At 69.9% G+C, this 14,045-nt stretch carries 15 protein-coding genes and 2 tRNA genes; 13 read left to right on the top strand and 4 right to left on the bottom strand.

The window, feature by feature from the left end:
• Nucleotides 1–67 precede the first annotated feature (67 nt).
• The gene (locus tag AB0B91_RS51045) at nt 68–1,159 is read left to right on the top strand and encodes a hypothetical protein (RefSeq protein ID WP_358337599.1); all 1,092 of its coding nucleotides are present in this window, start codon (nt 68–70) and stop codon (nt 1,157–1,159) included.
• On the opposite strand, the gene AB0B91_RS51040 is transcribed toward AB0B91_RS51045, so the two are convergent.
• Nucleotides 1,156–1,899: an ABC transporter permease gene (locus AB0B91_RS51040; protein WP_358337596.1), complete on the bottom strand. Its 744-nt coding sequence runs from the start codon at nt 1,897–1,899 to the stop codon at nt 1,156–1,158. The genes AB0B91_RS51045 and AB0B91_RS51040 overlap by 4 nt on opposite strands.
• On the bottom strand, nt 1,880–2,866 hold the full coding sequence (locus AB0B91_RS51035) for an ATP-binding cassette domain-containing protein (protein ID WP_358337593.1): 987 nt from the start codon (nt 2,864–2,866) through the stop codon (nt 1,880–1,882). Before AB0B91_RS51035 ends, AB0B91_RS51040 begins: the two co-directional genes overlap by 20 nt.
• Before the next feature lie 249 nt (nt 2,867–3,115).
• On the opposite strand from AB0B91_RS51035, the gene AB0B91_RS51030 reads away from it, so the two are divergent.
• From AB0B91_RS51030 to AB0B91_RS51020, 3 genes are all read left to right on the top strand, one after another.
• Nucleotides 3,116–4,117: a lysozyme gene (locus AB0B91_RS51030; protein ID WP_358337590.1), complete on the top strand. Its 1,002-nt coding sequence runs from the start codon at nt 3,116–3,118 to the stop codon at nt 4,115–4,117.
• A 129-nt stretch (nt 4,118–4,246) separates the two neighbouring features.
• The gene (locus AB0B91_RS51025; protein WP_358337587.1) at nt 4,247–4,732 is read left to right on the top strand and encodes a C40 family peptidase; all 486 of its coding nucleotides are present in this window, start codon (nt 4,247–4,249) and stop codon (nt 4,730–4,732) included.
• Nucleotides 4,733–4,782: 50 nt separating this feature from the next.
• The gene (locus AB0B91_RS51020) at nt 4,783–5,616 is read left to right on the top strand and encodes a GNAT family N-acetyltransferase (protein ID WP_358337584.1); all 834 of its coding nucleotides are present in this window, start codon (nt 4,783–4,785) and stop codon (nt 5,614–5,616) included.
• Nucleotides 5,617–5,626: 10 nt separating this feature from the next.
• On the opposite strand, the gene AB0B91_RS51015 is transcribed toward AB0B91_RS51020, so the two are convergent.
• The gene (locus AB0B91_RS51015) at nt 5,627–6,574 is read right to left on the bottom strand and encodes a hypothetical protein (RefSeq protein ID WP_358337581.1); all 948 of its coding nucleotides are present in this window, start codon (nt 6,572–6,574) and stop codon (nt 5,627–5,629) included.
• Nucleotides 6,575–6,689: 115 nt separating this feature from the next.
• On the opposite strand from AB0B91_RS51015, the gene AB0B91_RS51010 reads away from it, so the two are divergent.
• On the top strand, nt 6,690–7,391 hold the full coding sequence (locus AB0B91_RS51010; RefSeq protein WP_358337579.1) for a hemerythrin domain-containing protein: 702 nt from the start codon (nt 6,690–6,692) through the stop codon (nt 7,389–7,391).
• Here AB0B91_RS51010 and AB0B91_RS51005 read toward each other — a convergent pair.
• Nucleotides 7,376–10,618, bottom strand: coding sequence for a BTAD domain-containing putative transcriptional regulator (locus AB0B91_RS51005; RefSeq protein ID WP_358337576.1), 3,243 nt, complete (start codon nt 10,616–10,618; stop codon nt 7,376–7,378). The two genes, AB0B91_RS51010 and AB0B91_RS51005, sit on opposite strands and share 16 nt — an antisense overlap.
• Nucleotides 10,619–10,943: 325 nt before the next feature.
• Here AB0B91_RS51005 and AB0B91_RS51000 point away from each other — a divergent pair, with 325 nt between their 5' ends.
• From AB0B91_RS51000 to AB0B91_RS50965, 8 genes are all read left to right on the top strand, one after another.
• Nucleotides 10,944–11,147, top strand: coding sequence for a transposase (locus AB0B91_RS51000; RefSeq protein WP_214640437.1), 204 nt, complete (start codon nt 10,944–10,946; stop codon nt 11,145–11,147).
• Between the two features lie 68 nt (nt 11,148–11,215).
• A tRNA-Thr gene (locus tag AB0B91_RS50995) sits at nt 11,216–11,288 on the top strand.
• Nucleotides 11,289–11,728: 440 nt separating this feature from the next.
• Nucleotides 11,729–12,004 carry a hypothetical protein gene (locus tag AB0B91_RS50990; protein WP_358337573.1) on the top strand — a complete coding sequence of 92 codons (276 nt, stop codon included), beginning with the start codon at nt 11,729–11,731 and terminating at the stop codon, nt 12,002–12,004.
• A 93-nt stretch (nt 12,005–12,097) separates the two neighbouring features.
• On the top strand, nt 12,098–12,487 hold the full coding sequence (locus AB0B91_RS50985; RefSeq protein ID WP_358337570.1) for a hypothetical protein: 390 nt from the start codon (nt 12,098–12,100) through the stop codon (nt 12,485–12,487).
• 157 nt (nt 12,488–12,644) lie between these two features.
• Nucleotides 12,645–12,718, top strand: a tRNA-Met gene (locus AB0B91_RS50980).
• Between the two features lie 70 nt (nt 12,719–12,788).
• Entirely contained in the window at nt 12,789–12,953 is a 165-nt protein-coding gene (rpmG, locus tag AB0B91_RS50975) for a 50S ribosomal protein L33 (protein ID WP_019632658.1), read from the top strand.
• 187 nt (nt 12,954–13,140) lie between these two features.
• Nucleotides 13,141–13,590 (top strand): MaoC family dehydratase N-terminal domain-containing protein, encoded by a 450-nt coding sequence (locus AB0B91_RS50970; RefSeq protein WP_214640434.1) that lies wholly within the window; start codon nt 13,141–13,143, stop codon nt 13,588–13,590.
• Nucleotide 13,591: 1 nt separating this feature from the next.
• Nucleotides 13,592–14,020, top strand: a complete 429-nt coding sequence (locus tag AB0B91_RS50965) for a MaoC family dehydratase (protein WP_358337567.1) — start codon at nt 13,592–13,594, stop codon at nt 14,018–14,020.
• The last annotated feature ends 25 nt before the right edge of the window (nt 14,021–14,045 follow it).

Below are 14,045 nucleotides of genomic sequence, written 5' to 3'. Positions count from 1 at the left end.
TTTCCCCCAAAAGGGATGACAGGGCATGATCGGTAGTAACTCCGGAAGATTGGGCAGCATTCTGTATATGCTCCGTTACCTAGCGCGATGGTGGATGGTCGCGGTCCCCCTGCTGGCGCTCCTCGCTCTGGCGCTGTCATGGGGGAGTGAACTCCCGTTCGTCCTGGCGGTCATCCTGGCCGTCCTGCTCGCCGGCGCCGTACTGGCCGCCGTGCACCACGCCGAGGTCATCGCGCACCGGGTGGGCGAGCCGTTCGGATCGCTGGTGCTGGCCGTGGCCGTGACGGTGATCGAGGTGGCGCTGATCGTCAGCCTGATGATCTCAGGTGGCGAGCATTCGGCGTCGCTGGCCCGCGACACGGTGTTCGCCGCAGTCATGATCACCTGTAACGGCATCGTCGGGCTGTCGCTGCTCAGCGGCACGCTCCGGCGCAGGGTGGCGGTCTTCAACGCCGAGGGCACGGGCGGCGCGCTGGCGACGGTCGCCACGCTGAGCACGCTCAGCCTCGCGCTGCCGACGTTCACCACGAGTGCCAAGGGGCCCGCCTTCTCTCCCGCGCAGCTCGGGTTCGCGGCGGTGGTGTCGCTCCTGCTGTACGGGCTGTTCGTGCTGACTCAGACCGTACGGCACCGCGACTACTTCCTGCCGGTCACCACCGAGGGCACGGCCGCCACCGCCGAGGAGCACGCGCCACGGCCGTCGGCGCGGGCCACCATGATCAGCCTCGGGCTGCTGCTGGTGGCGCTGGTGGCGGTCGTCGGCCTGGCCAAGGTCGAGTCGCCGGTGATCGAGCTGGCGGTCTCGTCGGCCGGGCTGCCCCAGGCGGTCGTCGGCGTGGTGATCGCGCTGCTGGTGCTGCTGCCGGAGACCATCGCCGCCGTTCGGGCGGCCCGGCGCGACCAGATCCAGATCAGCCTCAACCTGGCCCTGGGCTCGGCGATGGCCAGCATCGGGCTGACGATACCGGCCATCGCGGTGGCCTCCATCTGGCTGAAGGGGCCGCTGTTGCTCGGCCTCGGCGCCACGCACCTGGTGCTGCTGGGACTGACCTTCATCGTCACGACGCTCACCGTGGTGCCGGGGCGGGCGACGCTGCTGCAGAGCGGCGTACATCTGGTGCTGTTCGCCGCGTTCCTGTTCCTGGCGATCAGTCCCTAGACGCCGCGTCTCATCGCCCGGTTGCCCAGCCAGAGGCCCAGAGCGGCGATGAGGCAGGTGGCCGCCGTGCCGTACAGGATGGACGGGTCGGTGAGATCGCCCGAGAAGAGGGCGCGCTGGGCGTCGACGACGTACGAGATCGGGTTGATCCGGCCGACCACCCGCAGCCACTCGGGCCCCGACTCCACGGGCAGCAGCACCCCGGACAGCAGCAGGACCGGGAACATCACCACCTGGGTGACCATGTAGAACAGGGTGCCGCTGGGCGCAGACTTGATCGCGAGGACGAACGACAGCGCGCCGAGCCCGACACCCAGCGTGATGAGCATCGCGAGCCCGGCCAGCACCCCGACCGGATACAGCCGGAAGCCCAGCGGGATCGCCAGCAGGATGATCAGCACGGCCTGGCAGAGCAGGACCGCCATCTCCTTCAGCGTCCGGCCGACCAGCATGGCCGTACGGTTCAGCGGGGTCACCATGAGGCGCTCCATCGAACCGCCGAGCAACTCGACCAGCATCAGGTAGCCCGCGGCCATGGGCCCCGACAGGCACATCATGACCAGGATCCCGGGCACGAACCACTGCCACGACGAGCCGACCGCCCCGTCGAGCAGCGAGCCGAACAGGAACAGGAACAGCAGCGGCTGCCCCATCGAGAACAGCAGCCCGGCGGGCTCGCGCAGGGCGGGGATGGCTTCGCGGGTGAGGACGGTCGCGGTGTCACGCAGGAAGGTCGTCATCGGTGAGGCTTCTCCCGGTAAGGGTGAGGAACACGTCGTCGAGGGTCGGGCGTGCGGTCTCGGCGGTGACGACCTTGACGCCGGCCGCCTCCAGCGTGCGCAGGTATTCGGGCAGGGCCGCGGCCGCGTTCGCGACGCGCAGCCGCACGGTCGTGCCCTGGACCTCGACCGCTTTGGTCGCCGCACCGGCTGCCGTCTCGACCGTCATCTCGCCGTCGGCGATCTGGGCGGCCATGGCCGCTTCCTGCTCGGTCGCCATGGTGATCGTGATGCGGTCGCCGGCCAGGTCGTTCTTGAGCCGCTCGGCGGTGCCGTCCGCGATGATCTCGCCGTTGTCGATGATCACCACGCGTTCGGCCATGCTGTCGGCCTCTTCGAGGTAGTGGGTGGTCAGGAAGAGCGTCGTGCCGTACGCCTCGCGCAGCCGCAGGATGTGCGACCAGACGTCGGCGCGGCTCTTGGGGTCGAGGCCGGTGGACGGTTCGTCGAGGAAGAGCAGCCCCGGGCGGTGGACGAGGCCGAGCGCGATGTCGAGGCGGCGGCGCTGGCCGCCCGACAGCGTGCCGGGCTTGCGCTGGGCCAGTGGCCGCAGTTCGAGCAGGTCGAGCAGCTCGTCGGCGCGCCTGCCCGCCTCCGCCGGGGTCAGGCCGTAGCAGCGGCCCTGGGTGATGAGCTCGTCGCGGGCGCGGAAGTTCTCGCCGGCGCTGTTCTTCTGGCCGACGTACCCGATGCGGGCGCGCACGCCGGCGGGGTCGCGGGCGATGTCCCGGCCCGCCACGGTGGCGGTGCCGGAGGTGGGTGGCAGCAGGGTGGTCAGCATGCGGAGGGTGGTCGACTTGCCTGCGCCGTTCGGGCCGAGGAAGGCGACCAGCCGGCCGGCCTCCACGTCGAGATCGATCCCGCGTACGGCTTCGACGGACTCTTTTTTCAGCTTGAACACTCGGGTCAGTCCCCGGGCGTGGATCATGGTCGTTCTCCTCCGGGCATGGCGAAGAAACCCCAGGTCGGGGGCTCGATTGAGGATCAGCATCAGCTTGAGCCAGTTAAAGCCGGTTTGGCAAACGCGAATGTCACGTTCATATACGGCTGTGACCTGCGGAGACGCCCTTTCATGCACAGGCTGTGGATAACGATTTTCTGGCCGCTGAAATGCGGTTTTATATCGATATATGAGATTTCTTGCGAGCCCGTGTGGCGCTCCGAGATGATCTTCCGCGTGAAACGTCTGTTGTTATTGGCGGCGGTCGCCACGGCCGGCATGACCGGCACCGCGTGGGCCGCCGACGGGGTCGCCGGGGTGGACGTCAGCAACTGGACCGGCGAGATCGACTGGCCGAGTGTCGCGTCCGGTGGCGGGAAGTTCGCGTTCGTGCACGCCACCGAGGGGACCGACTACCGCAACCCCTCCTTCGACGCGCAGTACGGCGGCGCGGCGGAGGCCGGGCTGTTCCGCGGGGCCTACCATTTCGCGCAGCCGCACGAGTCCGACGGCGCCGCCCAGGCCGAGTTCTTCGTGCAGAACGGCGGCGACTGGAAGATCGACGGCCGGACCTTGCCCGGGGTGCTCGACCTGGAGGAGAACCCGTACAAGGACAAGAACGGCAAGGACGGCTGCTACGGCCTGTCGCAGAAGGACATGGTCGCCTGGGTCAAGTCGTTCAACGCGAAGTACCGGGAGCAGACCGGCCGCCGGGCGATCATCTACACCACCCGGGCCTGGTGGCAGACGTGCACCGGCGACTCCGGCAAGTTCGGCGCCAACCCGCTGTGGCTGGCCCGCTGGGGCGGCGACCCCGGTGAGCTGCCCAAGGGCTGGGAGCGGCACACCTTCTGGCAGTCGGCCGAGAAAGGCACGCTGGCCGGTGGCCAGAACTCCTTCAACGGCTCCGAGGCCGAGCTGGAGGAGCTGGCCAACCCGGCCGCCGAGGTGACGGTCTCCGGCCTGGCCAGGAACCGGAAGTCCTACACGGTCACCGTGGCCAACACCGGCCCGGTCACCGTCACGCACGTCAAGCTGACCGGCCGCGCGTACGGCGGCCAGCGGGTGGTCGCGGCATCGGGCTGCGACTTCAGCGGTACGGCGGTCCGCTGCGACGTCGCCGAGCTCCGGCAGGGCCAGAAGGTCACGCTGACCTTCACCACGAACCCCAAGGCCAAGGGGAAGGTGGGCATGCGCTTCACGGTCGGCTCGGTGAAGCTCGTCCTCGCGGCCCGATAAGCCGGCCCGCCTACGCGGCCTCCCGATAAAGCAGAATAAATCCCGATGCCTACTTTTCGGGAGTCAGCGAGATCTTTTCGGGAGTCACCGGGATCGCGATGGCGTTGGGTGGCGATCGCGCTCGTCCTGGTGACCGCCACCGCCTCGATGCCGCTCCTGCGCTACCCCGTCCCTTCGGTGATCGTCAGGATCGCGTACGAGATCGAGCAGCGGGGCGTCGTCTACTCCTGGGGCGGCGGCCACGGCTCGGATCCCGGGCCGTCGAAGGGCACGTGCCAGGGCTATCGGGGAAAGACCCGGCCCTGCCCGGCGGCCACGACGCGGGGGCTCGACTGCTCGGGTTTCACCAGATGGGTGTATGCCCGGGCCTTCGGTCTCGATGTGCTCGGCCCCGGCACCACCGACGCCCACGTGCGCCGGATGCGCCGGGTCGGCTCCGCCGTACCGGGCGACCTCGTTTTCTTCGGAAAAATCACGAAAAACACTGTTAAGACACACCATGTAGGCATCTATCTGGGCAATGGAAAGATGATGAACGCCCCCGAGACCGGAGCCTCAGTACGCGTCGACGACATCGGGCGGAAAAAGGATTTCGCGGGCTTCTACCGCTATTGAGCGATCGCCTCCCGTGGTACGAGATCACCTATGCCTGAGAGGAGCCGACAGTGATCGTCGAGTGGGCCGCGCTGTCCGCCGCGGATCTGCCGGCGGTCGCCGATCTCGCCCAGCGGTGCGTGGCGCACGACGGTGGGCCCCAGGCGACCGCGTCCCCGTCCTTCCTGGAGCGCAGGTACACCACGGGGCCGGCGGTGGGCGCGTTCACCGATGGCCGCCTGGTCGCCTGTGGGGTCGTGCGCCCCGTGGGCGACGTGCCGGCGGTGACCGGCCTGGTCGATCCGGAACATCGGGGACGCGGCCTGGGATCCGGCCTGCTCGACCGGCTGATCAAGGGCCCGGTCCGGCTGGAGACCGAGTCGCTGACCCCGCAGGCCCATGCGCTCTTCGTGTCGCGCGGGTTCCGGCAGACGTTCGCCGAGGACGTCTATCGCCGCGATCTGACCCTTCCGCTTCCGGCCGTCCCCTTCCCTCCGGAGCTGGAGATCGAGGAATGGTCGCAGGACACCGAAGGGTCCTTCTATGAGGCCTACGCCGCGTCCTTCGCCGACCGTCCCGGCTTCCCCGGCTGGTCGCGGGAGGAGTGGGTGGACTGGCTGGTCGACGACGAGTTCCTGCCCGAGTGTTCGCTGGTGGCGCGCGGAGCGGGCGGGGCCGCCGGGTTCGTGGCGTGCGCGGAGGGGTTCCTGATCCAGGTCGGCGCCGTACCCGGGTGGCGGCGGCGCGGCCTCGCCCGGGCACTCGCGGCCGCCGCGCTCGACCGCATGCGCACCCGCGGGGCGACGGAGGTCTTCTTGGACGTCAACGTCAACAACCCGGCCTCGGCCGCCCTCTTCCAGGACCTCGGGTTCGAGGTGATCGCCCGCCGGGCCCGCTACGAATGATCCAACGCGATCAGCGAGCCGGGAGACGGATCTTCGGCACCGGCTGGGCGCGGCGGGCGGCCTCGGCCTGAAGTCGGCGCCGTAGCTGTCTGCCGTGGCCGAGAAAGGAACGGGTCCGCACGCGGCGGTCCTCGGGCAGGCTCCAGTCGGGCAGCGCGCGGTCGATCGCGACGGTGAGCCGGTCGTCGCCGCAGGCGGTGGCGGTGCCGAGCAGTACGACGTTCTCCTGCCACCGCATGCCGGGATCGTGCCGGTGGAAGGTCAGGCAGACCGGGCCGGACACGGCGGCCACACCGGCGGGCAGGTCCAGCTCGTACCCGGTGGCGATGGGGGAGAAGGCGCGCGCGGGCACGGTCACGGGCAGGCCGTCCGCCACCATCGACACGATCGGCCGGCCCAGATCGCGGGCCCGGCGGGCGTACGGGCGCCACTCGGCGGGCGGCGCGGAGCGGCTGGGCAGGCGGGGGCCCGACGGGGCCGGGTCGGAGGCGGGGGCCGTGGTGCCGGGCGGGCAGGTCCAGGACAGTGGATCGCCGGTCAGGTCACCGCCGGGCCACCAGGTGATCCGCTCGGGGGTCACCTCGACGTAGATCCGCGCGAAGTACCAGGTCAAGCGCTTGACCACAAACCACGGCATTCCCGAGAAGGCGTCCGGGATCTTGACCAGGGAGTCGCGGACGTACCGGTCGGTGTTGGCCTGCAGGTCGGCGTCGCGGACGGTGGCGCGGCCCTGCACCAGCACCACCGGGTCGCCCTCGAACAGCAGGGCGACGCGCGGATCGCGGCGCGCCCGCTCGGCCTTGCCGGGATAGGTCAGGCCGGTGCTGACGTCGATCGTGCCGCGGGGGCCGGTGTACGGGGTGACGGGCCAGGTGATGGGGCGCTCGTCGCGGGTGAGCGAGGTGTAGGCGCACACCACGGAGCTCTGGAACGTCGTGGTGGGGAGCGTGAGTGTCATGGCCGCACACGCTAATGACCGGGTCTTGAGCCGCTCTTGGAGCCGATCTTCCAGAACCGCCCAAGACCGAGCGGCCACCATGACGGCACCTCTCCAGAGCAGAAGGAGCACGACCATGCGTACCGCCGCGCACCCGAACGTCCCGCAGATCATGCTGCCCGGTCAGGCCGCCGTCGCGCCGGGGCCGCTCGACATGACCAACATGTACCTGGCGCACTACGGTTTCCGCCGCGACCTCGGCCATCTGCTCACCGCGATCGGCCGGGTCCCCCTCGACGACCGGCGGCGCGTCACCGCCCTGCGCGAGCACTACGCGTGGGTGCTGTTCGTGCTGCACCACCACCACACCTCTGAGGACGAGACGGTCTGGCCGCGGCTGCGGGAGCGGGCGCCGCAGGCGCTCGGCACCATCGACGCGCTGGAGGCCGAGCATGAGGCCTGCGACCACTGGATCCGCGAGAGCACCGAAGTCTTCCAGGCGGTCGACGCCCGGCCGTCCGAGCAGGGGCGCGAGCGGCTCATGACCGCGCTGCGCGCGCTGGCCGACACCATCGGGGCGCACCTGGCGCACGAGGAGACCGACGGGATCCCGCTGATGATGGCCCACATCACGCCCGAGGAGGACGCGGCGACCCACAAGGCGATCATGAAGCAGTACGGCCTCCGCAACCTGATCACGCTGCTCGGCTGGATCACCTCCGAGCTGCCGGCCGACGTCGAGGCCCACCTGCGCAAGACCTCACCCAGGCCGCTGCTGCTGCTCAGCACCCTGGCCAGGGGCCGCTACCAGCGGCGTACGGCTTATTTGTGGGGCTGACCCAGCTCCCGCTCCACGCTCTCGGCGTGCTCGGCGTGCCGCCGCGCGGCCTCGGTGTCGCCGAGGGCCTCGGCCAGCTGCGCGAGCGACCGGCTGACCGGCCACATCAACATGCTCAGCCCGGCGATCCCCATCCGGTCGGCGTACGGCAATGCCTCCTCGTACAGGTCGGCGCAGGCCTGCCGGTCGCCCAGTGCCGCCCAGACCTCGCAGCGGATGACCAGCCAGAACAGGTAGACGAACGTGCGTGGCATCGGTGGTTGCCGCTCCCACGGTCCGAGCACCTGCCGCGCCTCCGCCGGCCGGCCGCTGACCACCAGGTAGTGGGCGTACCCGTCCGGGTTGAACTGGTCGAGCTGCTCGTGCGCGATGTCCTGCGGCGGCTGCGCCGCGTCCGCCGTCCCGCGGCGCAGGCGCATGAGCGCGACCTGGTACGTGACGCCGGTCGTGCTCGTCTCCACGCCCCACATCGAAGTGGCGCGCTGCTCGGCGGCGGTGGCCGCGAGCAGCGACTCGGCCGCCTCCAGGTCGCCGCGGTGGACGAGGACGCCGAGCCGCAGCCAGCCCAGCATGATGCGCAGGTACGGCATGTGCGTGCGGCCGATCAGTCGCTCCGCCTCGGCCAGCACGTCCAGGGCCGCACGCACCCGGCACAGCTCCAGCAGCGTGCCACCTTGGCAGGTGAGCCCGATCGTGCGCAGCTCGTCGTCGCCCGCCTCCAGCCCGGCGCGGGCCATCTCCTCGCCCGCCGCCAGCCGCTGGTGCACCGAGTCGGGGTCGAGCAGCGCGTAGTAGCGGGCGAACAGCACCCGGCCGAGCAGCGTCGCGTCGTTCTCCTGACGCGCCAGCCGCGCCGCCTCGGCGCTCCACCGGTCCCGCTCCGCCGGGTCCCGCCCCGGCTGGTAGTACGTCTGGAGGGCCAGGCAGGCCAGCACCCGGGCCCGGGCCAACGGCTCCAGCCCCTCGTCGGCGGCCAGCTCCATCAGGTCCGCCACCAGGTCGGCGTCGTAGCCGCCGTAGACCTTCCAGGGTTGCAGGATGCGGCCGCCGTACCCGGTCGCGGCCTCGATCCAGCGCCGCCGGTCGCCCTCCTGCTTGGCCAGGCGGCGGATCCGTGTCAGCTCGGCCTCCTGCCCCAGCGAGTCGCCCGCCCCGAACCTGGCCTCGGCCAGCGCGAACAGCAGGTCCATCCGCTCGGCCTGGTCCAGATCGGGGTCGTCCTCGGCCACCCGCTCGGCCCGCTCCAGCAGCTCGACGGCCGCGTCGTACGCGCGCAGCCGTTTGGCCTCCTCGGCCGCCCGCCACGCCGCCCGCCAGGCACGCGCGGTGTGGCCCGCGGGGATCGCCTGGAACCAGTGGTGGGCGGCGGCGGCCAACCGGTCGGAGGCCGAGCCGCCGGTACGCGACTCGAGCGCGGTGGCCACGGCGGCGTGCAGCCGGGCCCGGCGCAGCACCGGCACCACCTCCGTGAGCGCCTCCTGCACCAGCGCGTGCACGAACAGGAACCGGCCGGGCCGCCCCTCCGCGACCAGGCCGGCGGCCATGGCCGGTTCCAGCCGGTCCAGCGTCGCGTCCAGGTCGAGCCCGGCGGCCTCGGCCACGATCGCCACGTCGAACTCCCGGCCGGCCACCGCCGCCGCCCGCAACAGCTCGGCGGACGGCTCGGGAAGCCGGTTCACCCGGCCGAGCACGACGTCCCGCGCGCCCAGCGGCAGCGTGCCGCGGCCCGGCGATCCGGCTTCCAGGTATCGCATCAGCTCCGTGACGAGGAACGGGTTGCCGTTCGTGCGGTCCCTGAGCGCCCGCACGTCCGTGCCCGCCGGGGTCAGCTCGGCCAGGTCGGACGCCGACAGGCCGGACAGCGGCAGCCGTACCGCCTGCCGGCGCGACAGTGCTTCGAACACCTCTGCCAGCGCGCCCTCTGGCGGGGGCCAGTCGCGTGCCGTGCCCACCACGGCCAGCCTGCCGTTCAGCGCGTACTCTGCCAGGTAGCTCAGCAGCCGCAGCGAGGACCGGTCCGCCCAGTGCAGGTCGTCCAGCACCACCAGCACCGGCCGCCGCCCCGCGGTCAGGGCCCGTGCCGTGGCCTCGTAGGTGCGGAACCTCGCGCCCTCGGGGTCGGTCCCGGTCGCGGAGCCGACTCCGGGCAGGTTCGCCCGCACGTCGGCGGGCAGCGGCGGCAGTGTGTCGGCCAGCCGCTCCAGCACCGTCACCCAAGGCCAGAACGCCGGCGCGCCCTCCGTCGCCGCGCACCGCCCTACCGCGACCGTGAAACCCCTGGCACCGGCTCGGCTCACCAGTTCCTCAGCCAGCCGCGTCTTGCCGATCCCCGGCTCTCCGGTGATCAGCGAGAACCCCGCTCGGCCCGCCGCCGCCGCTTCCAGCAAGCCGTCCAGCGCGGTCAGCTCCGCCCGCCGACCCGTGATCCCCCGTTCGGCCACCTGCGGTTCGATCGGCGGCGGCCGGTTGGGGAGCAGCACGGGGGATTGGCCGAGGATGTCGCGTTCCAGCTCGCGTAACTCCTCGCCCGGGTCGATGCCGAGCTCCTCGGCCAGGATCCGGCGCGCCGTGCGCAGCGTCTCCAGGGCCTCCCCCTGGCGACCGCTCCGGTAGAGCGCCAGCGCCCGCAGCGCCCACAGCCGTTCGCGCAGCGGGTGCTCGTACGTCAGGGCCTCCAGCTCGCCCAGCAACTCGCCGTGGCGGTCCTGATGGATGACCGCGCTCACCCGCAGCTCGCGGGCCCGCTCCCGGGCCTCGGTGAGCCGCGCCCTGATGGCGGCCACGTACGCCTGATCGTCCAGGTCCTGGTACGGCTCCCCGCGCCACAGCGCCAACGCCTCGCTCGCCAGCCGCTCCGCCTCGGCGGGCTCGGCCGCCTGCTCGGCCTGCCTGACCAGGCGCAGGAAACGCGTCGTGTCCACCTGCTCCTGATCGATCGCCAGCGTGTAGCCCACCGGTCCGAACGTCAGCAACCGGCTCTGCTCCCTGGCCTGGCGTCCCGGCTCCAGCAGGCGGCGCAGGTTGGACACGTACGAGTGCAGCGAAGCCTGTGCCTCGGCCGGCGGCTCCTCGCCCCACAGCCGGTCGATCAGCGTGGCCGGGGCCACCGGCCGCCCCTCCGCCAGTACCAGCGTGCTCACCAGCGCCCGCAGCTTCAGCGACGTGATCTGACACGAGTGCCCGTCGTCGCCGACGATCTCCAGCGGGCCCAGCACTCGGATGTCCACAGCCTTACCACTCTCGTGAAGTCGCCCGATTTTACGACAAGGGGAGGCCGGGGTGGTTCATGCCGTCTCTCTCGCCGGCTCGGCAATTGAGAGGTAGGCATGCCTTGATCGTGGGAGTGCGTTAGGTGCGTGGGGCTCGAAGATGCCGGTCTCGATTGCGGGAAAACGGCGCTGGCCGAGGACCTTCAGGAGAACGGTGGTCACTTTCCGGCCCGCCCGGGAACATCTGCGATTCGGTTGGTCCGGTTCGCTACCGACTCGGTATGGCGTGTAACGCCTGTCGCGTAGCGGAAATTGAGAGACCCAGGAGCTACTGTGTGCCGCTATGGACAGGCGATGGGTCGGGATAGACGGCTACGAGGTCGTTCTCGCCGAGCGTGACGGCCGGCAGGTGCTCCGGGTGCGCCGGGACGGGGTTCCTGTCGCCGACTGTGTGTCGGTCGCGGAGGTGGCCCGTCACGTCGATCTGGCCGATCTCTGCGAGGTCGTCGATCTGCCGTTTCAGCGGGGGTACGAGGCGGTCGGCTGATGAGGCTGACGAGTTCGCATCATCGCTGAGTGCCGTGTATGGTTACACCTGTCCGCAGCGCCGGACAGGCCCCTATAGCTCAGTCGGCAGAGCGTCTCCATGGTAAGGAGAAGGTCAACGGTTCGATTCCGTTTGGGGGCTCGCACACTGACAAGGCAAACGCCCGGACCCAGATCACTTGGGGCCGGGCTTTTCTGATCATCCAGGGATTTTCGCGATGGATTCGCCCTCTTAAGAGCTCTCCGGCAGTTCTCGCCAGAGAAGAGCCACCAGTAACCCCAACGCATCACGCCATTGTGATGATACGGCTACTGTCTGTGACTGTTGTTGGCGTCGACAGTTGGAGGGCTGCGTGAGAAGCCAGTCGGCCGCGCGTCTGATCGCCGCACTGTCAGCCGTCTCGAGCGGATGCGCCGACCAAGCCGAGGGTGGCGAGAATTGCGAACTCCATTGAGCAGCGGTCCGCCCGAGCAGCTGCGCTGCGACATGTGGCTGACGTTCTGCGAATGTGCGTCCTCGGCCGTCCTCGCAAGGGGATTCTCGGTTACGCCTCCTCCGGACCCCGACGCAGACCGCTGACCATGTATGCATCTCGGTGGAGAGCGCTCCCGGAGGCCGTTGCCCGTGCCCTCCGCCCAACGCCCGAACCGGCGCTCGGCACTGCTGCCGAATGGGTGCTGGCCAGGGAATCGGGCGGCTGGGCGGTCCGGCCCGGTGGTGCTCTCGACGGCGCACCGACATACTTCACCGCGGACATCCCCGCGGATGATCAGAACGCGGCGTTCGACTGGGCGCGCGAGATCACGCCCACCGCCGACCAGAAGGCGATCCACTACATGGGGCCACCGCCGCGCTGACCATCGCGTGCTGAACCATCCGTCATCCCGGAACGTGTCAAGGGAGCGAAGAGTCGCACGTGTCGTTGTTCATCGGCAGATGGGAATCAGCCAATGTCTCGTCGCGCAATCGCCCTGTTCTTAGGCGCCTCGCTCGCCGCGTCGGTCTTCGCCGGGCCGGCCTCCGCCACCACCGACACCACCCCGCCCAGCGCCCCGACCGTCCTGACGGTCTTCGAGTACCAGTTCCTCGAGTTGGCCTTCAGCTACTCGCTCTCGACGGACGATGTCACGCCGAAGGCCGCGATCACGTACGAGCTCTATCTCGACGGCGTATTCGAGAGCGACATCGTCCCGTTCATCCGGCCCCAGTTCCCGAACAGCTCCAACGCCTTCGCCTACGCCCACGCTCCCGGACCGGTCACCCTCACGATGCGGGCGGTGGACGCCGCGGGCAACAAGTCGGTGTTGAGCAACGCCATCACGGTCACCGCGACCGAATAGCGCCGAAGATCGGCCGCACAGCGTTTGCGCTGATTTTGCCCGCCGTGCACTGGCTGCTAGGCTTACTGGCTGGCCAGCCCGGTAGAGCTGGCCGAGTACGTATGCGCTCCCCAGGTCAGGTATTCTCTACGGGCCGGGGTCGTTCGTCCGGCTCAAAGGCGGAGTAGCTCAGTCAGGCAGAGCAAACGGCTCATAATCGTTGTGTCGCCGGTTCAAGTCCGGCCTCCGCTACTGCCCCTCCCCAGGTCGCCGACCTGGGCTTGGGCATGTCCCAGTCCCAAACGTAGAAAGGCACTCCCACGTGGCTGCCACCGACGTTAGGCCGAAGATCACGCTGGCCTGCCAGGAGTGCAAGCACCGCAACTACATCACGCGGAAGAACCGGCGCAATGACCCGGATCGGCTTGAGCTGAAGAAATACTGCCCCAACTGCCGCTGCCACCGCGCGCACCGCGAGACCCGCTAGCTCTTTTCCGAGCGCGGTCTCGCCAGGGGCATTCTCCTGGCCACATAACGCACAACCGGCGTCCTACCTCAGGGCGCCGGTTTGTCGTGTCTACCTGCTGCCTGCTCTTGCAAAATCGCGGTCATCACGGCGACAGCCGAACCTTGTTCTGTTAGCGTCTGCCTAACGGACATGCGAGGGAGCACAGATGGCCTTGAACCGCGACTTCGTGGGCCGGACGTACGCGTCCAAGGCCTCGTACGAGGTCAGCCGGGTGAAGATCAGGGAGTTCGCCGCCGCGATCGGCGACGGCAATCCGATCTACCGCGACCGGGACGCCGCCCAGGCCGCCGGCCATCCCGATGTGGTGGCACCGCCGACCTTCCCCATCGTGTTCAGCCTGCAGAGCGGCGGTGAGGCGCTGGCCGATCCCGACCTCGGCCTCAACCTCGCCATGGTCGTCCACGGCGAGCAGCGTTTCGAGTACGTCCGCCCCATCTACGCCGGCGACGAGCTGGTCACCAGCTCCACGATCACCGACATCCGCAGCGCCGGGCGCAACGAGCTGCTGACCGTGCGAAGCGACATCACCACGGTCGACGGCGAGCCGGTCTGCACCACGTACAACACGATCGTCGAGCGCGGAGGGGCGGCCTGAGATGACGGCCACGGTGAAGTACGACGAGATCGAGGTCGGGCACGAGATCCCGGCCACCGACTATGGAGTCCGCAGGCTCAACCTGGTGATGTACGCGGGAGCGTCGGGCGACTTCAACCAGATCCACTGGAACGAGCGGTTCGCCAAGGCGGTCGGGCTGCCTGACGTCATCGCGCACGGGATGTACACGATGGCGCAGGGCGGGCGGTTCGTCACCGACTGGGTCGGCGATCCCGGCGCGGTGGTCGACTTCGGGGTGCGGTTCTCCTCGATGGTGGTCGTCCCCGACGACGACGAGGGTGCGACGATCACGGTCAGTGGGGTCGTGGAGGAGAAGCTGGCGGACCGGCGGGTGGTTGTCGCGCTGACGGCCAAGGCGGGCGACGCCCGGGTGCTGTCCAAGGCCCGCGCGGTGGTCCAGCTCGCCTAGCGCGGCGAGCCTGGCGCGGTGGGCC

Source organism: Nonomuraea sp. NPDC049141, from assembly GCF_040648415.1.
GTDB lineage: Bacteria > Actinomycetota > Actinomycetes > Streptosporangiales > Streptosporangiaceae > Nonomuraea.
Note: the sequence above shows the minus strand (reverse complement) of the source record. Positions and strands in the feature narration are given on the sequence as shown.

Bases quoted from the DNA above. Each gene is read 5' to 3' on its own strand.
- AB0B91_RS51045 (WP_358337599.1), top strand. From the start codon at position 68: ATGCTCCGTTACCTAGCGCGATGGTGGATGGTCGCGGTCCCCCTGCTG.
- AB0B91_RS51040 (WP_358337596.1), bottom strand. From the start codon at position 1,899: ATGACGACCTTCCTGCGTGACACCGCGACCGTCCTCACCCGCGAAGCC.
- AB0B91_RS51035 (WP_358337593.1), bottom strand. From the start codon at position 2,866: ATGATCCACGCCCGGGGACTGACCCGAGTGTTCAAGCTGAAAAAAGAG.
- AB0B91_RS51015 (WP_358337581.1), bottom strand. From the start codon at position 6,574: ATGACACTCACGCTCCCCACCACGACGTTCCAGAGCTCCGTGGTGTGC.
- AB0B91_RS51010 (WP_358337579.1), top strand. From the start codon at position 6,690: ATGCGTACCGCCGCGCACCCGAACGTCCCGCAGATCATGCTGCCCGGT.
- AB0B91_RS51000 (WP_214640437.1), top strand. From the start codon at position 10,944: ATGGACAGGCGATGGGTCGGGATAGACGGCTACGAGGTCGTTCTCGCC.
- AB0B91_RS50990 (WP_358337573.1), top strand. From the start codon at position 11,729: ATGTATGCATCTCGGTGGAGAGCGCTCCCGGAGGCCGTTGCCCGTGCC.
- AB0B91_RS50985 (WP_358337570.1), top strand. From the start codon at position 12,098: ATGTCTCGTCGCGCAATCGCCCTGTTCTTAGGCGCCTCGCTCGCCGCG.
- AB0B91_RS50970 (WP_214640434.1), top strand. From the start codon at position 13,141: ATGGCCTTGAACCGCGACTTCGTGGGCCGGACGTACGCGTCCAAGGCC.
- AB0B91_RS50965 (WP_358337567.1), top strand. From the start codon at position 13,592: ATGACGGCCACGGTGAAGTACGACGAGATCGAGGTCGGGCACGAGATC.